Raw genomic sequence first — 21,572 nt, 5'->3', positions numbered from 1 at the left:
GTGTGAATGTTAGTACACCAATGTCTGCAACGCATGTGCAGGGATGGTGACTTTGGTTTCCTGGTTGCCGATGTAGATACGGTAGTTAACGGCGGTATCGCTGCTATTCATTACTACCGTGGCAAGTTTATTATCAGCATTGATAAAGGAAGTGGTTTGCAACACGCTGCGGCTGGATACGGCGCTTACGCGTTTTGCATCGGGACGGATGAATTTGGAGAAGTGGCCGAGGTAATAGTAGCTCGGGGTGTAAATCAATTCACCGTTATTTTCGTGGATAGGTGCGAAGCAGAAGTTACCGACATGGTTGGGGCCGCCGGTGTTGTCGAGCAAGATATTCCAGTCGGTCCAGGCTACCGCGCCGGAATTGAAATCGTTAATCAATGAATCGCCATAACGCTCGGCGTTTGGCCAGTAGTGATAGCGCTCGGCATTGAATTTTTCTACGGTGGCTTCAGTGAGCAGTAAATTTACATTGGGATAGGCTTTGGCAACTTCAGCCACATTGCCGTACAGCGGTTTTGCACCGGTCCAGGTCTCGTACCAGTGGAAGCCAACACCCCAGACATATTTTGCGGCATCAGGATCGCCCAGGATGGTATTGACGCGATGTACGATCAAATCGCGGTTGTGGTCCCAGACGATAATTTTTTTATCGCCCAAGCCTTCTTTTTGCATTACCGGGCCGAGATGATTTTTCAAGAAATCGCGCTCATCTTCCGCTGTGAAAATCATCGATTCCCAGGTTTGTTTTGCCATAGGTTCGTTTTGGATGGTGATACCCCAAATCGGGATACCTTCTTTTTCGTAGGCTTTAATAAATTTGGTGTAATAGGTGGCCCAGGTGTTGTTGTATTCAGGCAATAATTTTCCACCTTGTAACATCTGGTTGGTGTCTTTCATAAACGCAGGCGCGCTCCAGGGGCTTGCGTAGGTGGTAATTTTTCCACCGGCAGCTTTGATAGCTGCTTTCAGCATCGGCAGGCGATATTTTCTATCGTGATCGATGCTGAATGTTTTCAATTCTTTATCGCCTTCTTTAATGTAGGTGTAGCTGCCGCTGCTGAAGTCGGAACTGTGGATGGTGGTGCGCAGCAGGCTGTAGCCGATGCCTTTTTCTTTGTCGTAATAGGCTTTTAAAAATTCCGCTTTTTTCTTGCTGTTTAATTTGGCAAAGGTTTCGGCGCTCGCATCGGTGATGGCGCCACCGATCCCCAAAAAGGTTTGATAGGTTTTTTCCGGATTTACGTAAATCGCGATGTCGGTTTCCGGATTTTGTTGCGCGCGCGTAAGCGTAAGCGTATCGGTGAGGCTCAAGCGTTGGTTGGTATCTTTTGCGGTGGTATAAACACTCAGTGTTTTTGTGTTGGCAGCGTCGTCGGCCGCATGCAGGCCAAGGCTGGGGCTCGCAATCGCGAGCGCGATCAAGAGTTTTTTCAGGTGCTTATTCTTCACTGGTGCATTCATAAATATGTTCTCTGGTTTTTGGGTAAAGTTTTAAATTGGATGCCCGCACCTGCGGGCATCCAATTTGGGTGTTACTGCTTTTTAATTTCAATCCAGTTGAGATTCCATTCCTTGCCGACGGAGCGTAAGCGCAACGTGTGGTTGCCCGCACTCAACGCAAATACCGCACTGGTTTTGGTGACGTAGGTTTGCCAGCCACCCGTTGCTGCAACGGTTTGGGTATCGACCACGACATCATCAATCAATGCTTCAAAACCGGTGCTGCCCGGTTGGGTGGCAAGACGGTAATCGATGGTGTAATTACCGGCGGTTTCCGCTTTGATTTTGAACTCGATGTAATCACCCGCATCGAAGTGACCCACGTTGAGGCCACCACCGGTATCGCCGGTAGTTTCGGTCTGGATGCCGCTCATCGCAGTGAACTTCTCTGCTTCGATTTTTGCTGGCACCGCAACATACAGCAGCTGGGTGTTGGCCGGTGTGCTGGTATAGCCTTCGGCGATGGCATTTTTCGCGGCCACTGAGTAGTAGTAGGTTTCGTCTTCACTCAGGCCCGTATCGGCAAATTGAGTGATGGTGAGACCTTCCGCTACCAGCGTGCCTTTCGCACCGGCACTGGTCGCACGATAGACGTTGTAAGTAATGCCGGTACCGGTAACCGCGGTCCAGGTCAGTGCAACATTGCTACCGGTTTGGACCAGGGCGACGTTGGCTGGGCGCGCCGGATAATCGAACACGTCGTTGTGTTCATCGGTTACCAGCCACTTGGCCAGACCGGTGTGCACGTCATAACCCACTTCGCCGTAGCTCTTGAATAGAGCTTCAATCGCTTCAACCGGTGCAGTGGTGAAATCCACTTTGCCGGCGTTATCGACCACATCTTTCCCGGCAACCGGTGCGTCTTCGATCAAATAGATCTCCGCCCAGGTATTTACGCTGCTATTGCCTTTGAATACACCGCTAAAGTTGTAGGTCTGGCCGCCTTTCAGGGTAACTTGCTGGTAGATAGCACCGTTGATTTCACCATCGACCCCGGCAGGACGGGTGATATGCAGTACCGGGCCGCTGCTACCGGTTGGCGCTTTACTGGCATCAGTGCTGTTGTAGTTGTAATTGAGCGAGCCGCTGATGCTCAGTTCAGACCAGCCGCCGCTTGCGCCGAAGTTACTATTAGCGAGCAGCTCTTCGTCGGTGGTGGCGTTTTTCAGGCTGATGCTATCGAAAGTCACATCCGGATTAGCGCCGCCGTTAGCGCCGGTCTTGACTACCAGGTAGTAAGTCTTGTCGCCGGTGCCGCCCGCGGTAATGGTCGTGGCTTTTTTGGCGCAGGCATTGGCGAAGGTGGAATCCCAGTTGTTGCAATCCCAGGTACTGGCTTTGGTAATCAGGCCGACACCGGTATCCAGGTTGGTATTGATCTCATTGGTCACCATGCCCCAGGTACCGCGGCCTTGGCCGCCCGCCACGCTCACAAGCTTGTAGGACCAACTGGTCGATGCCCAGCCGTAGGAGGCGAAGATGTCATAAGTCGCCGCACCGATTTTTCCGCCCAGTTCATTTTCACCTGCGCCCGCACCTTGCCAGGGCTGGAATTCGCCCATCAGCATTGGAGTTTTAAGCGCGGTCAGGCGGGTGTTCCAATCGCATACGCCAGCAGTGCCGGTTTGGCCGCACTTGAGCCAATCGCGGTGGATGTCATAGTGGGTGTCGCTCGGGCGATCACCAAACAGGCCGGGATAGGGGTGAAGTTGGAAGGCGACATTGGTCTTGCCGGTCGCGGCCGGATCGCCGTACACATCAATACTGCCGTAGTGGCTGTGGAGCATGATGATGTGTTTATCATCGATCTTGCGGATGGTGTCGTACAGCTCATTGACGCGCACCGCCATATCTTCAGCGGTTGAACCCCATGGCTCATTGAGTGGGTCATAGGCGGCAACAACAGGTTCATCTTTGTACCGTGTGGCGATTTGTTCCCACAGCCACTTGGTGCGATCCTGGTATTCGGTATCGGTCCAGTACTTGTTTTGGCCGGAGCAACCGGTGTGGTCATTAGGCGTTTGGCCGCCAATGGCGCCGTGTAAATCAAGGATTACATAAATGCCGCGTTTTTTTGCTTCGGCAATGGTCCAGTCAATGTAATGCCATGCATCGGCACGCAGGGTTCGAGGATTTTTTTCGTCCTCGATCACGCTCCACAAAATGGGCAGGCGTACGACATTAAATCCGAACGCCTTTAACTGGTCCCAGTCGCGCTCTTTGATCCAGTTGTCGCGGAATAATTTGATCAGGCGCTCTTTTTCGTCATAGCCGAAGCGTTCGGTGAGTTTGGCCTCGAGGGTGCATTGGTCGTGTACACCATTGCCGCCCTGGCCCATCATCCAGAACTCTTGTACTAACCAGTTACCGAGATTGGTGCCTTTGAGCAGGATGGGCGTACCGCTGGCTTTCACCCATTTGGTGCCATCGGTTTTGAGCATGGTGATGCCTTCATCCGGCGCGACACTACTGCTTGAGGCGCTTGCAGACGATGGTGCTATCGAGGCGACAGATGAGCTTGCCGGAGTGCTGCTGGATGATTTGCCGCCACCACCACCTCCGCCACAGGCAACAAGGCCGATGATGCAGGTGCTGAGCAAGCTGGTTTTCAAGTTGATAAACGGGATTTTGCTGATGGAATTAGTCATAGCGGATTCTCTATTTATTGTTGGTACTTATTGTGTGAGGCTGTTTGTATAAGACTTAACGTCCTTTGCCGCGAGAATCCTGAATGAGTTAACAAAGGCTAGCGCCCGTTTAAATTTACTCGAACTGGCTCAGTTTAGGTTCGACCTAAACTGGGAGTCTGAATTGATCGAACGCCGTACAAAAAAGCCCCGTGCAGGCACGGGGCGCAAGAGGCTACAAGAAAAGGCTTTGGTAACTGACATCAAACATTGTTACCTCCGCTATGACTGACTTTTCTTGAACCCAGGGAGAACCCCAAAAATGGGGTTGGAAAACAATAAGGTCTCATTGATTAAAAGTTATAGTTGGCGCGGATGCCGTAAAAACGCGGCATCGATACAGGCCCTTTAATCAAGCCATCGCCACCGCTCGCCCAATAGAAATCTACTTCGTCAGTCGCGTTGTTGACGAAGGCTTCCAGGTTCCAGTGATCGTCCGGAGCCACGTACTTGATTCCCAAATTGACGTAAGTCACCGCCGGGCGGGTATCGCTAAAGGCTTCCGGGGTATCAGTTACAAACTTCTCGATGTGTTTATCCACATTGAAGTAGCTGTAGTAACTGTCATCGCGCCAGTTCACGCCCACCCAGGGCTGTATCAGCGCGCCGCCGCCCAGGTTGAAATCGTGGCTGTAATTGACGTTGATCGAGAACTTGGGCGATGAGGGCAACTCATTGCCTTTGAGGTTGGCGCGGATCAGGGTATTAGTCGGATCAACTGACGCCGCCTGGTCGATTTGGTAGAGGTCAGTCGCGGCGAACGCCCACTGTTGTACAAAATCGCTCACGATTTCCGTATCCAGCCAAGTGAAGTGGCCACGTACACGGTCATTGCCGGTCATCGCCCAGTCGAATTCGAATTCGAGGCCTTTGATCTCCGCTTTGCCGATGTTGTCGGTCACGGTTGAATAAGCGGCGTTGCTGGTGATATTGCCGGTTTCAACACCGGTTTGCGGATCTTTCTCTTTGGCGTAAGTTACGAACAGCGGCTTGACGTTGCTCACCTGCATATCCGTATATTCGCTGTAGAAGAAGGTGGCGGTCAGGCGCAACGATTTGTCAAACAGATCGGATTTGATACCGGTTTCCCAAGTCACCACTTCCTCTTCGTCATAGGTCAACTGCCAGCGTTTTTCGATGATCGCGTCGCCGTTTTCATCCAGCACGTAATCAGCGGTGAGCGGGTCCTGTTTGGTTTGCACGATCACATCGCCGATGCCGCCGCCTTTATTGCCGTTGGCGACATAACCGAACACCATGGTGTCTTCGCTAATGTCGTAGTCCAAACCGAGGCGATAATTCTGGTAATCCCACTTGCCGTGGTTGTCGTTACTGGCATTGGTGCGATAGATATTGGCGTTGGTGAAATAATGTTGGGGCAGCAAGTTAAAGGCGCCGTGATCCCACGCCGGGAAGCAGCGGCCGCCATTGGCGGATGCATCCGCTTCGTTCGGGTGCCAATCCCAGCATTGCGCACCGCGTCCGCCCACGTCTTCTTTCATATCTTCGGTGTAGCGATAGCCGACTGTCAGCGCCAAATCATCAGTCAGGTCATAAGTACCTTGGGCAAAAGCCGCTTTGGATTCGAGGGTGCGGTCGGGCTGGTTCCAGTATTCGCCAAACATCATCGAGTGGGTCATGCCACCCTGCATGTTGTTGTTCTCTTCAAAGTAGAAGAGGCCAGTGATCCACTGCAATTTGCTCTCGCCAGTGGATTGCAGTTGCAACTCGTGGGACTGGGATTTAAAGGTCGCCTTGTTGAAGAACATGGACATATCCCAATCGGTAATACCGCGATCCAGGTCTGAACGCTGGGATTGCACTTGCTTTGCCCAACCGGCGTTGTACACGACCGCCAAGTCGTTGCTGAAATCCCAACGCACGTTGGAGCGCAGGTTTTCGATGGTTTGGTCGAGCATACCGGGCACGTTCACCATCAAGGTGTATTCATCGGCACCTGGGCCATAGACGTTCTCACAGCCTTGCAATGGCGCAGGTGTGTCGCCGTCCATCATCGTAGTTTTAGCGGCTTTGCTGCAATCGATGCTGTCGCTGCTACCGGCGCCATCGTTCTGGAAGCGCTCATACGCCAACTGCCAGGAGAAATCATCGTTTGGCATCCAGAGTGCGGCGATACGGAAGGCGTGCTGGTTGGAATTGTTGTAGAACGTGCTTGGGTCGGCTTTCACCACATCTTGCGCGGCGCCCCACCAGCGTTTGGTCTGCACGCGGGTGCGGTCATCGGCAGTGCCGGAATAGGCGGGCGCACGTTTGGCGTAATCAGGCAGGAAGCGTCTGTCCCACTGGTTGGGATCATAATAGCCATCAAGGTAAGAATCGCGCTCTTCAGTCATAAACGAAGCGCGCAGGGCAAAGGTATCGGTCACCGGGATATTCACCATGCCGCGCACCTGCTCATGGTTCCAGCGACCCAGTTCCACACCCAGGCTCGCATCAACATTCTCAACATCCGGGCGTTTGCTGATGATGTTGATATTGCCCACAGTGGAGTTGCGGCCGAACAAAGTACCCTGCGGCCCCCGTTGCGCTTCAATGCGCTCAACGTCAAACATCAATGCCATAGCGCCTTGCGGGCGCGGTGAGTAGATGCCATCCAAATGCAGGCCGACTGCCGGATCGCCCAATTCAGTGTTGTTGGTAGAGCGCACGCCACGCATGGAAATTACCGGTGCCGAGCGCGCGGAATCGAGGGTGATATCCATGTTAGGCACCATCTTCGACAGGTCTTTTACATTGGCGATACCTTCGCGGTCCAAATCGTTTTGGGTAAACACGGTGATGGCGATGGGGGTTTCCATCAAATTGGTTTCACGTTTGGTCGCGGTGACGATCACTTCCTCAAGCTTGCCGGCGCCTTCATTAATGGCCTCTTGCGCATGAACATTCAGGACCAAGCTGGCGTTAATCAAACCTATGGCTAACGCCAGGGGCGCACGCAAATTGCGTACTATACGAAGGTGGTTGGGGGTGTGTTTCATGATAATAGTCTCGTGGCTTGCTTGTTATTTATCGTTAGTTTTTCTCATCGGCACACATGCCATGGCATCCGTGCTGAAGTTATTTAACTGCGATGAATAAGGCGCCGCGTCCGGTCACATGCAACCGAACCAAAAAGTTTAACTAAACGCCAGTTTTGTTGGTGGAAATGAGGCGAACGCCAAGAAATCTCAACAAATACAAATGGATAAAATATTTGGTGGATGTCGGCTGTTGATGGGGTAACAAACATAGAGAGGTAAAAATGTTGGCCTGGAGCCTTGCCAGGTTTGTTTGTACGCATGCGGATTCGATCAAACGAACGGGGAGAGGAAAAAAGATAAGCCTCAAAAAAAGATACCAAGGCAATTCCTATGAGATTTTATTGCCCTGATAGTTACCAAGCCTTGTCCAATCCTTTCTGGCTGCCTATAGTGGGTTCGTTTTAATTAATCATGGAGTTTTTATGAACGCGCAGCAATTAATTGCAGAAGCAAATGAACTACCGTTGGAAGATCGAGCTTTAGTGGCGGATTTCTTGTTGCACAGCCTTAATGCATCTTCTGTTGACCTTGATCAGCAGTGGCTCGAAACAGCACAGCACCGGTTGGATGAACTGAAATCCGGCAAAGTAATGACTGTATCTGCACAGGATGTCTTCGCTAAAATCTGGAATCGTTTTGATAAATGATTCCAGAATTCCATCCGGACGCAGAAGCAGAGTTTGTTGCTGCTATCGATTATTACGAAGCCTATGAGCCGGGTTTAGGGTTTGCTTTTGCTCTGGAGGCAAATTTGGCTTTGGAGCGCGCAATCAAATATCCTAAGGCTTGGTCTTCATTAAATACAACCTTTCGCCGCACCTTACTGCGCCGCTTCCCCTTTGGAATTATCTACATGGTTGATAAAGACAGGTTGTTAGTGGTTGCCGTGATGAACCTCCATCGCGAACCGGGATACTGGCAAAACCGCACTGAATAATCTACGTACCCTTTTTACTTCCATCTGATTCGGGTCGATGTCTACCGCTCGATAGCTTTCTGACGATTAAGTGGTACAAATCAAACTTAATTTCTACTCAAATGCGAAAACCATGCCCTTGCATGGTGCACTTCAGATAGTTGTAACCATCTCACACTCCAAACTCTTGATAAATGTGACGATTTGACACAAATTTAATTAAATATTTGTGAATATCTTTGCATTTCTGATTTTTCATTTAGAATAAAAGATATAAGAACAGGAGAAAAAATTATGAAAAAAATAATCTCAAGCAATGAACTCTTCAAAATCTTCCTCGTAGAAAAATACGATCCCGAACATCAAACAGTAACATCGTATTACGAACTCTTTGAAGGTGGTCACCGTCCGGTGGAGACTTTTGAATCCCTCGCTAAAGCAGAACAAACCATGCTGCAAAAAACCGAATTCTGGAAACAGCTGATTAAAAAAATACCTTTGTATTTTGAGGGGCGCTTTATCGCGTGATTTCCGTTGGGTATTGTTACTCAACAAATCCATACTCAATGTAACAGAGAGCTCGGCTTCGGTCGAGCCGACGTTCAGTCTTATCGTTCGCCTCAGTCGTTTGTTAAAGTTTTACTTTATTAACCACCAGATATTTTGGTTGTATAAATAGTTTTGCATTTTGGGCATTCATAGCTAATAAAAGTAGTTTCTTGAGGCCCTCTTTGACATTTGACATTGCATTTTGCGCACCATCTAGCCCTCCAGAGAGGAACCAGAAATACGAGAAAGATGGCGCTCGCAATTAAATATATGATGGGGCTTTCATTCTTCAAATAGGAATCTGCTGCTTTCGTCAAAAATGCAATAATCCCTGCATAAAAAAACCAGTCATCTCTTGCAGTGAATGTTACTTTCATTCATTACTCACTATTTAATGCTGAGCACAGGTGCAGTTTGTAAATCGTAACTTTGTGGATTACTTTTGTGCAGCAAAACCACAAAGGCGCGACTTACAAACTGTCCAAAACACGAAGTGTGCGAACCTGGCGCGATTGTTAAATTTTAATTTACGCTGACTGCGGCCAGAACAATCAATATTTGAAACGACCAATGATACTGTCGCACCAGTTCCGGCAAGTAGCCAAATAGTGTGCTTGTCAATGTTTGGGCTTGTATAAAGCCTCAGGCAATATTACGTCCTATCACTGGGAGTGCAATATGTTGCTAGGTAGTGATGAATAAATGTAACAAAAACAAAAAAGCCGATACATCGCTGTATCGGCAAAAGGTTTCATGGTTACACGAGGGTTAACCACGAAGGCTGGAGAACACTTGGATAAAATTTTAAAAGGGCCGGCAGCATTACTGTATCGGCCAAAGCTTTATAGGCACCGGGCCGCGCAAGCTAACAGGGAGCCAGCCGCCCGCACCGGTCTATTGCTTGGTGAGTTGCCACCAGTTGATATTCCAGCCACCTTTTCTTACGAAGATCGCCAGGTCTTGCTGACCTGCTTGCAAGTTAACGGTGATGCTCACTGTCTGCCAGTTTTGCCAGCCGCCGGTGTTGGGCACAGTCACTACGCCCAAGTCGTTGCCGCTGCGGCTAAGCACCAAAATGCCGCCGGTGTAAGGTGAGGCCACGCGCACTTGTAAAGTGTAATTGCCAGCGGTCGGGATGTTGATTGGATAGCTCATCCAATCGTTGTCATCGGTGCTGCCCGCGTTAAAGCCGCCGCCGGTATCGGTGGTGGTTTCCATACGGATGCCGCTGTGATCTTTAAACATCTCTGCTTCGATGCGTTGACCGACTTGTGCTTTCCAGTTCATCCAGTAGGCGATGCTTTCATTGCGCACCAGCGGTTGGGTGGAGAATTGGCGGAACCAGGTTTCGATTTGCGCCGTGCTGGCGTTGCTCACGTTGATGCCGCTCATGCCGCCGCCATTGCTGGAGTTGGTGACCATGCCCCAGTTCCAGCTGTTAGTGTCGCCATTGGAGCCGCCGGATGAAGTGGTTTTCCACGCCCAGTTGGTCGCTGCCCAGCCATAACTGTTGTAGATGTCGTAGGTTTTGCGGGTCATCTGGCCGCCGTAGCTGCCGAGCAAGGTCCAGGGTTGGAATTCGCCGACGAGGAACGGCAGTTGCAGGCCGGTAATCTTGTTGCGCCAGTCGCAGCTTTCGCCGGTGCCTGCAGGGTTGGTGGCAGTACTGTTACAGTGCAGCCAGTTTGCATGCATGTTGGCTTGACCGGCGCCGTAGGCGGCGGTGTCATTCCAGCCCCAAAGACCTGGGTAGAAGTGCATCCAGGTGGAGACATTGGTCAGGCCACGGCTGTTCGGATTGCCGTACGCATCGATACCGGAATTGTGGCCGGGCAACAGGATAATGTGATTGGCATCTTTCGCGCGCACTACGTTAAACAGCTCGTAAGAGCGGCTGGCGAGGGTGGTCGCATTGGTGCCCCAGGGCTCGTTCAGCAGGTCATAAGCGGCGATGGCCGAGCGACCGTTGTAGCGTTGGGCGATCATGTCCCACAGCCACTTGGTGCGATCCCAATAGTTGGCGTTAGTCCAAAGCTGGGCTGCGCCGATACAGCCATCGTGTTGCTCCGACGCCGCCGCTTGTCCGCCAACTGCGCCATGCAGATCGAGGATAGTGTACATACCGCGTTTTTCCGCCTCATCAATTGCCCAATCCAGGTACTGCCAGGCATCGGCGCGCAGGTTGTAGGGGTTATACTCGTCTTCGATCAGGCTATAGAGGAAGGGTATGCGCACCACATTCATGCCCATCGCCTTCATCATGTCAAAGTCGCGGGTGGTGATGTAGTTGCTGCGGAATACTTTCATCAAGCGCTCTTTTTCCGCATTGCCGAAGCGTTGTGACAGGACGGATTCGAGGGTGCACTGATCGTTAATCGTGCCGCCGCTGTGGGACATAATCCCGCCCATCATCCAGAATTCCTGGATCAACCAGTTGCCGAGGTTGGTGCCGCGCAGATCCACGCGCTGGTTGTTGGTTGCATTCACCCATAGGTGGCCGCTCTGCTTGATCGCGGGTAAGCGCGCCCAGCTAACTGAACTGGATGAACTTGAACTGGAAGATGACACAGCAGTGATACGGAACCAGTTGAGGTTAAAACCACCGGCTGGAACGGCAATACCAAAACTGCGGGTGCCCGCACTCAGGTTCACCCGATGTTTGATGGTGGTCCAGGTTTGCCAGCCACCGGTACCGGGCACTGCAATGGTGCCGTACACCGTCGCACCACCGGCTTCTTCCAGGCGAATAGTGCCGCCGCCGCTTTGGCTGGCGACACGATATTCCACATCATAGGCGCCAGTGGTTGGGATGCTGACGGTATTATTGCTGTAGGCCATCCAGTCATTGGCATCGATCCAACCGACATTCTGGCCACCGCCGACATCGCTGGTGGCTTCTACCTGCACACCGTTCATATGACTGTAGGCTTCGGCTTGTATGGTGGCCGGCAAGCTGGCCTGGCTAAAACCGGGTTGACTTAATAGTGCGCCGCCGAGGCAAAACGCAAGTGCTGACCATTTGCCGGGCAAATGGGCCTTAAGATAGGTATTAATAGAAAGGGAGGGCATATTCATAGTTGAGTACCTGTAAACGTTATTGTTATTTCTCACAGAGTACGAAAACCTGGTTCCGGGTTACTGCATTCCTTGTTGTTATACGCGGGTTAGGTATGTGCGCTGGGTTTCGTGAAGGGGAGATTAGGCGGGTGATGCAAACACTGTCGTTCGAGAGCAAAAGTGGTACGTGAAAAAATCACGAGGCGAACGGGTTCGAGAACGGGAAAAATGCTCGTACGCGATTTTTTCTGGCTCGGGAGATTTATCTTCTATAGTATCCGGTGACAAAATCAGGGCGCGATCAACCACCACAACAGTTGCGCACAATAAGAAAACATCGGGAAACCTCTATGAACTTTGTCACATTCAACTTCCATGACGTAATACTGCTGATGACGGCCATACTCTGCTGTTTATTTGCACTATTACTGATCGCCACTAATCCACCTAAAAACACCAGCAACTATATTCTTGCCGCCTTTTTGATCGCCCATGCTTTTATTCCCCTCCATGAGTTGATTCTTTGGGGCGCTGAATTCAAATTGCATGTGCGTGAAAATGTGCCAGGTATTTATTTTATCGGCGGCTTTGCCTATTACCTGGACGCTGTGTTGCTCTACTTCTATGTGAAGTCACTGGTGTTCCGCGACTTCCATTTCCGCTCCAAAGATTACCTGCATCTGATACCGTTGGGCCTGTTTGCGCTGTTCATGATGTTGGGTTTCTACCGCTACCCGTTACCGATCCGTCTGGATTGGATCAACACCGAATACTTTGTCTATAGCAGTGGCTACATCACCGCGGAATTCCTGTGCAAAACCCTGCGCGTGGCTTATTGCGCTGCCGCGCTGATGTTGATCTTCAAGTACAAAGACATCCTTAAAACTACCCACTCCAATATCGAAAAGGTGGATATTCTCTGGCTGAAAATCCTGGTAGTCGGCTTTATGGTGATCACCCTGATGCATGAAATGCTTGCCTTGGCCAAAGTGATTGGTTACATCACCGGTTACGATTTCCAACATCCCGATCCAAAAGGCAATGTCATTGAATACATCGGCCTGAGCGGCAACTACGCGCTGTTTTTCCTGGTATGTATTTTGGTCTTTACCAGCATGCGCTACTTCAGTAATTTTGAAGCGGTGAGGCAAAAGGAAAGTAAAGAGCCATCTAAAAAATCAACCCAGGAAAAACTGCTCAACCCTGAATACGCCGAAAAAATCGACGGCATTATGCGCACGCAAAAAACCTATCTCAATCCGGAACTGACACTCGATATGCTTGCTGAAACACTGTCAATCCCAGCGAAAGATTTATCGATGATTATCAACCGTCATTTCAACCTCAATTTTTATGAATTCATTAATGGCTATCGCATTGAAGAGGCGAAAAAACGTCTGCTTGAGCCTGCAAACAAAGACAAAACCATCACCGATATTTATCTGGAAGTCGGCTTCAACAGTAAATCGGTCTTCAATACATTTTTCAAAAAACTGGTAGGGAAAACACCATCGGAATATCGCCAACAACCTGCGGATGTTGCACCGTCAACCTGATTTAATGTTGCTATTAATTTCCCTATTGATCATTACAAGAGAAGCGCACACCCATGACCATGCACAAACAATACACTCGAACGCGACAATTAAAACCATTCTCAGTGGCCTGCGCATTAATGAGCGCACCACTGGTAAGTTTGCCGGTGGTGGCTGCCGATACTCCCGCAGTAGAAGAAGTAATAATCACCGCCTCCAAGCGCAATCAAAGCCTGCAGGATTTTGCTGGTGCGGCGAGTGTGATCACCCATTTTGCCGGTATTAAAAATATCGGTGATATCGCTACCCAGGTTCCGGGTTTCTCGATTGTCGATGCAGGCCCGCGCAATCCCACCGGTTTGGTAATCCGCGGTTTGCGTATGGATGAAGTGGGCGCGAATGATTTGGGTGGCGACGGTTCGATGGTATCCAGTTATGTCGATAACATTCCGCTGCAAGGTTATTTCGCCCCACCCGGTTTTAGTCTGAAAGATTTGCAACAAGCAGAAGTTGTGCGCGGGCCTCAAGGCACGCTTTATGGTAATTCATCCATTGGTGGATTAATTCGCTACGTCACCGCTAAGCCGGATTTAACAAAAACCTCAGTTCGCGTTGGTGCAGAAATTGCGCAAACCGATCACAGCGATGATTTGAATTACGATACCGATTTGGTCGTGAACACACCGTTGATTGATAACACCCTCGGTCTGCGCTTGATGCTCGGCAAAACCGAAAACGCCGGTTTTATCGACAATAATTATTTGCTTACGGGCCCTGCAAAGGACATCAACGATGATCAAACCAAACAAGCCCGCGTAAGTTTACTTTGGCAACCCGCAGATAATTTCTCGCTGAATACCATGTATCACTACCAAAAAATTAATGTAAGTGATCGCCAAGCGACAAACGAAAGTTTTACCGAAGATAAATATGCTGCATCAAGCCGCTATCTGCAGCCGATGAATGGCGAGTTACAATTAGCGAGCATCGATGCAACTTATGAAATGGAATGGGCAACGCTTACAACAAGTTTGAATCGCTACGACTACCAACATGGAGAACGCGCTGACCAAACGGATTTTCTAGCAACGTTATATGGTCCTTATTACACCGACTACGAAGATTTTTCGGCGTATACAACAACAGATTTTTCCGTTGTTAAAGACAGTCTTGAAGTGCGACTGGTTTCATCGGAAGAGCAGCGGTTGCGCTGGTTGGTTGGCGGCTTCTACAGTCGCGACGATCTTGATTTGTCCAATGCGGATTATGTCCCGGGTTTTGCAGCATTCTCGGGTGAGTCGGATCGCCCCAATGATTTGGACTATTCATCTACGCAAACTGAAATACTTGACGAATATGCTGTGTACGCTGAGATCGAATACGATATAACTGAAAAATGGGAAGCCAGTTTAGGTGCACGCTATTTCCGTTATGACGATGATCTGGATGTGTGCCTCACTCTTTATGGTGATGCTCGATACGATTACTGTGAGTTGGGTGACGATGTCAGTAGCGACACGCTAGGTACATTTAATACACGCTATAAATTTTCCGAACAGCACACGCTGTATTTCGTTCTGTCCGAAGGTTATCGCCGTGGAGGTGCCAACCTGGCACCATTGCAAACCGTGGACGGCCGGTTTTACCAACCGGACTCAGCCGTCAATGCCGAGCTTGGTTTGCGCAGCAATTGGTTTGCCGATAAGTTCCAGCTGAATGCCGCACTGTTTAATGTCGATTGGGATAAGTTGCAAATACAGGCAACCTCCGATAGCGGTTTTCCAATTTATGTAAATGCAGGAGAAGCGCGTTCTCGAGGTGTTGAGCTGGACTTGTCTGCCCAGCTCAGTAGTGCAATCACATTGCGCACCGCTTATTCATATTCCGATGCAGAAATTACCGAAGCGGTCACTTTCAGCGAAATAAGCGGAACAAATGCCTATGATGGCGACCAATTGCCTGGTGCACCGCGTACACACTGGAGCCTCTCATTGGATTACGCCGAATCCTTTGCGTCAGCAGATGTGGATGCAAGCATAGGTGTTAATCGCTTTGGTGAAATCTACACAGCGCTCAATCCTGATTTTTACAACTATCAAAAGCTGGATAGTTTTACTACTGCCAACGCGCGAATTGGTGTAACACTCAGTAATTGGCGCTTGGGTGTCTTCATCGCTAATATTGAAAACACCCGCGGCATCACTGGAAAGCGCAGCGATGAAATGCATGGTGAGCAGGGACAGTTTGAATACATTACTCGTCCACGCACCATCGGGATGTCGGTGACATACCAATATTAGTGATGGTATGAAAACAAACTAATTGTCATATCTTTATGGGCAGTATTTTATTTTCTGGACTATGCTTGTTTGGCGTTATTTTTCAGCCGCCCGCTAGGAAGCGGGCGGCACACAATCAAAAGCCGTTATTTTTGATGTGTCGATCATCTAGGGATTTCACACACTTTATATACAGGAAATACTAAAGATGGCAGCAGACAAGAAAAAAGTGGAAAAGAAAACAGCAGAGAAAAAAACTACGAAAAAGGTAGTTGCTGCAAAAGAACCAGTGAAAAAGGGCAAGAAAAAACTGGCAGCAACAGATCTAACAGTATCTGTGCCCAGAGGTGGCCAGGTTATTAAATATTTTAATTTGACTCCTGCATTGCCAACCGATTCCGGTCGTGGTGATTGGTTGTTCACTGAGCCGGGTTCTACTCAGGATATCTCTAATTTAACTGTTGGTTTCCAGTTAAATCCATCACCATTAGAGCGTGAGCTTGAACGCGCAATTCTTGTTGTAACCATCGTTCAAAACGAGTCAGCACATGGCACTTGGCGTTTTGCACTAGGTGGCGTGGCAACAGACCATGGTGATGAAGATCCAAACAACGATGTAGTAGTGGATATTATCGACAATGGTTTTACTTTGATTGCCTACGTGCAAGTATTGGAAAACTCTGCCGAATATATTCCATTCGGGTTTGTTGCTTCATTTACTGAAAATGATACTGGTGTTGTTTCTATTTATGAGTCGCAAGATCCGGGGGTTATTCCTATCAGACCAATTGGTCCTTGATTGGAATTTAGTGGGGGGAGCATCTATTGGTCTCCCCGTGTTGCCTCATTAGCTCATCAAAAGCTTGTTCTTTACATAATTCATCAAACCACGCAAATTTAAACCACATTGGATGCATGCCATTTGATAATGTCTTTTCAACATTAAAAATGGCAGATGTCTTGTTTTTGGCAAGTGTATGAACAAGTGCTGCGGTATACATTGTTTCAATATTTTGAGGGTCGCTTGCTTGCAGCTCTTCAAGTGCTTTCAATGCTTCTGGGAATTTGTCGATGTGCGCATAAGCTTGAGATAAAGTGCGTAAATTGCTATCAGTTCTTTCTTCTTTTACTGTTTGGAAGATCGTTTCTTCGTAAACTTTATGTGACTCTTGTTTATTATTTGCTAGATTTTTGGCATCAGCTTTGTTCAGTAATATTGTGTTAACTTTTGGTGCTATTTCTGATGCACGGGTAAATAACTCATCTGCCCGATTGTATTTTTCAAGAAGAAGATAACAAAGACCTAGATTGGTCAGGTTTGTTATATCATTTTGATTTGTCGCTAAGGCAATTTCAAATGCTTTGCTGGCATCTTCTATTTTTCCTGCAAAAAGTAGAATTAACCCATACAATCCGTTGCCCTTATGTTGGATTGGAGATAGTTTGAGTGCCTCCTCCACGTATTTCTTGGCAGAGGTTGTGTTCCCGGAATACCAATAAGCATTGGCAAGATTAATAAGATTGTTGGCCGTTGTCTTTGATATAACAGCCTTTTTATATAGTTTTGTAGCAGATTTGTAGTCATTTTTATACATCATTATGTGAGCGTATAGTTCATTTACTGTTGAGTCACTGGCATTTAATGCTCTAATTTTTTCTGCTGTGATCTCTGCCTCAGTAGTTCTGTTTTGCGCTAACTGTAAACTATATAGATTGTATAGTTGCTCCACAGTTTTGGTGGGCTGCAATGAGTTATTTATGTTTTTTTCGAGTTTATCTAGATATTTTTTTTGCTTTGATTCATGAAAAAGATCTAGTGCAATTTCTCTATAAATTGATTGTGCAAGTGACAGTCCTTTTGTAGATTGATCTAAATTATCAATATCTATAAGCAGTTTTTCTGATGCCCCCTGATTCCTTAGCTGATGAGCTACTTCTATTAGTAACTGATAGTCAGAGGGACTTATGTTGTCTAGTTTCGAAATACTTTTTTGATTATAAAGCTGACCTAAATGAGATGCGACTATTTGAGCAGTGGATAGATAGCTGTCTGTCAAAATATCAACAGTCTTTGTCCCCTCTACTCTTAGCCTATTTTCTGATTTTCCATCTTCTGGCACTAGCCGTGTTATAGCAATTGTGCAAGTTTCAATTTTGCACTGGATCTTAGTTGTGATTAATTCGTCTGCAGCTGTAGCCTTGCGCACCGTTTCATTGTTCCCATTTACATCTGCAATTTCCTCACGCGGAATCAGATAATATCCATCCAGCTGAATCACACTTTGCTGAATTGCGTCATACACCGCTCCCTTTACCAATTCCTGCTGCGACTCCTGCATACCCTCCGCCGTCAACTTCGGTGGAATCACCGCAACATACTTCGGTGGTTTTGGCTGTAATTGCCAAACCGCAACAGCGGCGAGGATCAGCGCGCTGAATAAACCAATACTCACACTGATTTTATTGTCAGCCAGATAATTTTTGATCGGCAACCAGCGCGATTTTTTCGGTGCTGTATTTACAGGAGCGAAGCGTGTTTCGAATGTGAGATGGTCTTGCGTTCTGCTTGCGCTGTAGATGCCAGTGTTTTTTGCGTTCGCCTGGTTTGCCGCGCTGCCATTCGGGATAAGCGCTTGGGTATCATCGCTGACAAAATCATTAGCCAGTTGCAGGTGGCTGAGTTTTTCCAGTTGCGCGGCAACCCAGTGAGTATTATCCGGGCGTTTGTCCGGATCTTTGCTGAGCAGCTGGCCGAGCAGGTCGTTAATCTCAGGCGGCAAATTGGGATTGTGTTTACTAGGGGCAATCGGCGGATGGGAAATAATCCGCTGCATTAATTGCAGTTTATTGTTGGTGTCGCCAAACGGATGGGCGCCGCACAATAATTGATAGGCGAGTATGCCGAAGGAAAATAAATCGCTTTTAAAATCAAGCGGCTCGCCCATCGCCTGTTCGGGCGACATGGAGCAATAGCTGCCGGCAACGTGATCGGTCAGGGTTGCATTAAAGTCTTGCGATTTAGCGATGCCCAAATCAGTAATTTTGGCGACTTTGCGCCGGTTGATCAGGATATTCTCGGCTTTTAAATCGCGGTGAATAATTCCTGCATCGTGCGCAACGGCGAGGCCCTGCGCAATTTCTGTTAACCAGCGCATGCGCTGGGCAAATGTGACTATGTGTTCGCGCAGATGCAATTGCAGGTTTTGCCCATCCACCAATTCCATCACCAGCGCGACCTGTTCGGGTGCTTCGATAAAATCGTAGATCTGCACAATATTCGGGTGATTCAATTTCGCCAGCAGCAGCGCTTCGCGTTTAAAGCGTTCCACGTAATGCGCTTCAAATAATTCGGTGCGTAAACATTTTATGGCGACTTGACGATCCAGCTTGGTATCGAGGGCACGATGCACCAATCCCATCCCGCCGCGCCCGATACAGTCGAGCAGCTCGTAGTGCCCGATACGGATTGGCTCCGCGGGCACTGCGTCGGTGGTTGGGGTAGTGGAATTATTCATTCAACGCTCAGCAGGGTTTGAGCGGCGAGGCGATGGTGAGTTTTTCGCCTTTGAATATTTTAAATTTCTCGCAGCCAAAACGGATTTTTCCGCCGCGTCTTTCCAGCAGGCATTGCTGGCCAAGGGCGTCGGGCAGGGCATCGACCAATTGTTTACGCGCGCGGAAAATCTGGATGTTCATGTGGGTGTTGTCCAGTCCCAACTCTGCTGCGAGTTGATCGGCGTAAACCCAGCCCTGGCTTTTATTATCGAGTCCACGGTCTGCGTCTTCGGCGCGGTGGCGCGCGAGCTGTAGCAGCAGATAGTGATGGCTGCGCACAGCGAGATCGAGCGTCTGTTGATGATGCAGTTCAAGCTGGGTGGTCTCTTCATCCAGGCTCATATTAAAAATAAATTCGTAATCATTAATATGGCGAGAGGATTTTGCTTCGGTCGGGCCGTAAACCTGCGCGCGTACAAATTGCCAATGGGTATTATTGAATTGCACCAGGTCGCCGTCGTTCAACTCAGGCTGTTCGTGATCGCCTTGATGTAATGCCTCTTGATGCCATTGCTGGGTCTGTTCGTTGTAAAAGAGCGCGAGTTCGGGGGTATTTGCATCGGGTAAGAGGTGATAGCGCGAGAGGTAAATCGGCTCGAAGTTGGCGAGATTCTTCTCCAGTGGCCAGAGCATGTCGGCCGGTGGTGTCAGGTCGATCACCTTGAAGCCGGGATCAGCTTGTTCAGCTAAGCGGATGTCATCATTCAGGCTGAGGTCGCGCACATCGCCCTGCCCAAGCGCAATGCCATTGACCCAGGTGCCGTTTAGGCCGAGATTTTTAATCCGCCAGTGGCTGCCATTCCATTCGATGGCGGCGTGCAATTTGGAGACGTAGGGTTTATCGATGTGGGTGTCCACACTCGCAGCGAGTCTGCCAAAGGTGTGATGAGGGGCGAGAGGAAAATAGTTCTCTGCAGCGACATCCAGCAAATAAGCCATAAGGTTTCCGCGTAAAAAGTAAGTAGCTCAAGTGGTAGCGGCGCTGATTCTTTAGCTCCTTTGTATGAATGCTATCCGTTACCGATGTTTTCTGTAATTGAGTGTAATAGGCAATATCTTATAAGGCCTATAGATTGCCACAAGATGCACCGGTTTTCCCACCTATTGTCCGCATGAATGACGAGAATATCGCTATGATTGCCTTGTTTCAGGCCGCTATCACCCCTAAACCGCTTGCCCGCGCTATTCACAAGTTTAGTCAGTCGGCGACCGCCAAGTGGGTGCCGGTCAATAAAAGTTTTATTACGCTCACCAAAATTATTCTGCGCTCTGCCGTTGAGCGGCTCAATCTTGCACACGCGGCGATCACGTTGCGCTGTGTGACGCATCAAGGTTATCGCCATTTGATATTGGTGAGTGACGCGCAGGATTTGCACATGGCTGCAACCGGTCAGGTGGAAGAGTTTATTATTTCCACACAAGAGGCGAACACCACTCCGTTTGAAGATTTTGTTGCTGAAACTGCATTTAGCTTGCCGCTGAATTTTAAACAGCCGCAGGGACAAGTGCAGCGTTTGGGTTATCTTGTGGTGCAGGTAGGTCCTGGAGTAGCGACTCCTGACGTAGCGACGCCCGGAGCGGCAATTAAACGCGAGCAGTTGACGAAAGATCTGGCGCTGGTTGCCGATGAAATTGTACGCACAATTGGCCGTTATCAAACCCGCTATCGCGCAATTCATATTTATGGCGACCAAAGTTATTGGATCGGCAATAGCAAAGCATTGCGCCAATTGGATCAACGGATTGATCAGTTGGCCAAAGGGAACAATCCGGTGTTAATTCGCGCGGACAAAGGCGCGGGTAAAGTGATTGCCGCGCGCAGCCTGCACTGTTTGTCACGCGCGGATACCGCACCGTTTATCGAGTCGGATTGTAATGAATGGGAAGAGGGAAGTGCAGCGACTATTTTGCAATCGCTGCGCACCTACACCAATGGCGGGACATTATTTGTCCGCAATATCGATTCGCTCTCGCCCGAAAGTTTCCAGTGCCTGCGCAATTTCTGGTTGCAGGTCGCTTCTGCGCGTTTCGATGGCAGCGAGAGCGTGCGTTTGATCCTGAGTGTGAGCGAGTACCACTACGAAATTCCCGCGCCCCAGGCGCAGTGGCTGGCGCAATGTGCGCGCGAATTATGTTTACCTGATCTCGCTGGCCGCCGCGATGACATCCGCGATCTCGCGCAGTTTTATATCCGCGAATTTGCCCTCGGTGCTGGATTCGATTTAACCGAAGAGGCCTGGCGGTTGCTGGAATCTGCCGACTGGCCGGGCAATGTCGAGCAATTAAAAACAGTGATCCAAAAGCTCGCATTAATTGCCAATGATGCTTTGGTTTCTGCTGATGAACTGCAGGCAGTGTTGCAGTAATTCGGCACGCGCAGGCCTTCTCCGCTGTAACGCCCTCTTATCGTCCGCTAAATTCCCTGGTTTTTCTGGTAACCTGCATCC

13 protein-coding genes are annotated in these 21,572 nt (G+C 49.1%); 7 read left to right on the top strand and 6 right to left on the bottom strand.

Going from position 1 to position 21,572, the window contains the following annotated elements:
* Positions 1-9 precede the first annotated feature (9 nt).
* The 3 genes from AC1RJL_RS13960 to AC1RJL_RS13950 all read right to left on the bottom strand — a co-directional run bounded on the left by AC1RJL_RS13960 (position 10) and on the right by AC1RJL_RS13950 (position 7,192).
* Positions 10-1,467 carry a glycoside hydrolase family 30 protein gene (locus AC1RJL_RS13960; RefSeq protein ID WP_492915048.1) on the bottom strand — a complete coding sequence of 486 codons (1,458 nt, stop codon included), beginning with the start codon at positions 1,465-1,467 and terminating at the stop codon, positions 10-12.
* 71 nt (positions 1,468-1,538) lie between these two features.
* On the bottom strand, positions 1,539-4,154 hold the full coding sequence (locus AC1RJL_RS13955; RefSeq protein ID WP_492915046.1) for a cellulase family glycosylhydrolase: 2,616 nt from the start codon (positions 4,152-4,154) through the stop codon (positions 1,539-1,541).
* A 332-nt stretch (positions 4,155-4,486) separates the two neighbouring features.
* Positions 4,487-7,192: a TonB-dependent receptor gene (locus AC1RJL_RS13950; RefSeq protein ID WP_492915044.1), complete on the bottom strand. Its 2,706-nt coding sequence runs from the start codon at positions 7,190-7,192 to the stop codon at positions 4,487-4,489.
* 464 nt (positions 7,193-7,656) lie between these two features.
* On the opposite strand from AC1RJL_RS13950, the gene AC1RJL_RS13945 reads away from it, so the two are divergent.
* The 3 genes from AC1RJL_RS13945 (at position 7,657) to AC1RJL_RS13935 (ending at position 8,678) form a co-directional block, all read left to right on the top strand.
* Positions 7,657-7,881, top strand: coding sequence for an addiction module protein (locus AC1RJL_RS13945; RefSeq protein ID WP_492915042.1), 225 nt, complete (start codon positions 7,657-7,659; stop codon positions 7,879-7,881).
* Positions 7,878-8,171, top strand: coding sequence for a hypothetical protein (locus AC1RJL_RS13940; protein WP_492915040.1), 294 nt, complete (start codon positions 7,878-7,880; stop codon positions 8,169-8,171). Before AC1RJL_RS13945 ends, AC1RJL_RS13940 begins: the two co-directional genes overlap by 4 nt.
* 273 nt (positions 8,172-8,444) lie before the next feature.
* Positions 8,445-8,678, top strand: a complete 234-nt coding sequence (locus AC1RJL_RS13935) for a hypothetical protein (protein ID WP_492915038.1) — start codon at positions 8,445-8,447, stop codon at positions 8,676-8,678.
* A 915-nt stretch (positions 8,679-9,593) separates the two neighbouring features.
* Here the strand turns inward: AC1RJL_RS13935 and AC1RJL_RS13930 are convergent.
* On the bottom strand, positions 9,594-11,774 hold the full coding sequence (locus tag AC1RJL_RS13930; protein ID WP_492915037.1) for a carbohydrate-binding protein: 2,181 nt from the start codon (positions 11,772-11,774) through the stop codon (positions 9,594-9,596).
* 332 nt (positions 11,775-12,106) lie between these two features.
* Between AC1RJL_RS13930 and AC1RJL_RS13925 the strand changes: the two genes are divergently transcribed.
* The 3 genes from AC1RJL_RS13925 to AC1RJL_RS13915 all read left to right on the top strand — a co-directional run bounded on the left by AC1RJL_RS13925 (position 12,107) and on the right by AC1RJL_RS13915 (position 16,369).
* On the top strand, positions 12,107-13,312 hold the full coding sequence (locus tag AC1RJL_RS13925) for a helix-turn-helix domain-containing protein (RefSeq protein WP_492915035.1): 1,206 nt from the start codon (positions 12,107-12,109) through the stop codon (positions 13,310-13,312).
* 53 nt (positions 13,313-13,365) lie between these two features.
* Positions 13,366-15,591, top strand: a complete 2,226-nt coding sequence (locus AC1RJL_RS13920; RefSeq protein WP_492915033.1) for a TonB-dependent receptor — start codon at positions 13,366-13,368, stop codon at positions 15,589-15,591.
* A gap of 187 nt (positions 15,592-15,778) precedes the next feature.
* A complete protein-coding gene (locus AC1RJL_RS13915) occupies positions 15,779-16,369 on the top strand; it encodes a DP-EP family protein (RefSeq protein WP_492915031.1) in 591 nt (196 codons plus the stop codon).
* Positions 16,370-16,376: 7 nt separating this feature from the next.
* On the opposite strand, the gene AC1RJL_RS13910 is transcribed toward AC1RJL_RS13915, so the two are convergent.
* Positions 16,377-19,085 carry a protein kinase domain-containing protein gene (locus AC1RJL_RS13910; RefSeq protein ID WP_492915029.1) on the bottom strand — a complete coding sequence of 903 codons (2,709 nt, stop codon included), beginning with the start codon at positions 19,083-19,085 and terminating at the stop codon, positions 16,377-16,379.
* A gap of 7 nt (positions 19,086-19,092) precedes the next feature.
* On the bottom strand, positions 19,093-20,064 hold the full coding sequence (locus AC1RJL_RS13905) for an FHA domain-containing protein (RefSeq protein ID WP_492915027.1): 972 nt from the start codon (positions 20,062-20,064) through the stop codon (positions 19,093-19,095).
* A 194-nt stretch (positions 20,065-20,258) separates the two neighbouring features.
* Here AC1RJL_RS13905 and AC1RJL_RS13900 point away from each other — a divergent pair, with 194 nt between their 5' ends.
* The gene (locus AC1RJL_RS13900; RefSeq protein ID WP_492915025.1) at positions 20,259-21,491 is read left to right on the top strand and encodes an AAA-type ATPase lid domain-containing protein; all 1,233 of its coding nucleotides are present in this window, start codon (positions 20,259-20,261) and stop codon (positions 21,489-21,491) included.
* Positions 21,492-21,572: the final 81 nt, after the last annotated feature.

The organism is Cellvibrio sp. GW822-FHT04B05, from assembly GCF_058800985.1.
Note: the sequence above shows the minus strand (reverse complement) of the source record. Positions and strands in the feature narration are given on the sequence as shown.

Excerpts from the sequence above, each read along its gene's own strand:
- AC1RJL_RS13960 (WP_492915048.1), bottom strand. The coding sequence starts at position 1,467 with ATGAATGCACCAGTGAAGAATAAGCACCTGAAAAAACTCTTGATCGCG.
- AC1RJL_RS13955 (WP_492915046.1), bottom strand. The coding sequence starts at position 4,154 with ATGACTAATTCCATCAGCAAAATCCCGTTTATCAACTTGAAAACCAGC.
- AC1RJL_RS13950 (WP_492915044.1), bottom strand. The coding sequence starts at position 7,192 with ATGAAACACACCCCCAACCACCTTCGTATAGTACGCAATTTGCGTGCG.
- AC1RJL_RS13945 (WP_492915042.1), top strand. The coding sequence starts at position 7,657 with ATGAACGCGCAGCAATTAATTGCAGAAGCAAATGAACTACCGTTGGAA.
- AC1RJL_RS13940 (WP_492915040.1), top strand. The coding sequence starts at position 7,878 with ATGATTCCAGAATTCCATCCGGACGCAGAAGCAGAGTTTGTTGCTGCT.
- AC1RJL_RS13935 (WP_492915038.1), top strand. The coding sequence starts at position 8,445 with ATGAAAAAAATAATCTCAAGCAATGAACTCTTCAAAATCTTCCTCGTA.
- AC1RJL_RS13930 (WP_492915037.1), bottom strand. The coding sequence starts at position 11,774 with ATGAATATGCCCTCCCTTTCTATTAATACCTATCTTAAGGCCCATTTG.
- AC1RJL_RS13925 (WP_492915035.1), top strand. The coding sequence starts at position 12,107 with ATGAACTTTGTCACATTCAACTTCCATGACGTAATACTGCTGATGACG.
- AC1RJL_RS13920 (WP_492915033.1), top strand. The coding sequence starts at position 13,366 with ATGACCATGCACAAACAATACACTCGAACGCGACAATTAAAACCATTC.
- AC1RJL_RS13915 (WP_492915031.1), top strand. The coding sequence starts at position 15,779 with ATGGCAGCAGACAAGAAAAAAGTGGAAAAGAAAACAGCAGAGAAAAAA.
- AC1RJL_RS13910 (WP_492915029.1), bottom strand. The coding sequence starts at position 19,085 with ATGAATAATTCCACTACCCCAACCACCGACGCAGTGCCCGCGGAGCCA.
- AC1RJL_RS13905 (WP_492915027.1), bottom strand. The coding sequence starts at position 20,064 with ATGGCTTATTTGCTGGATGTCGCTGCAGAGAACTATTTTCCTCTCGCC.
- AC1RJL_RS13900 (WP_492915025.1), top strand. The coding sequence starts at position 20,259 with ATGATTGCCTTGTTTCAGGCCGCTATCACCCCTAAACCGCTTGCCCGC.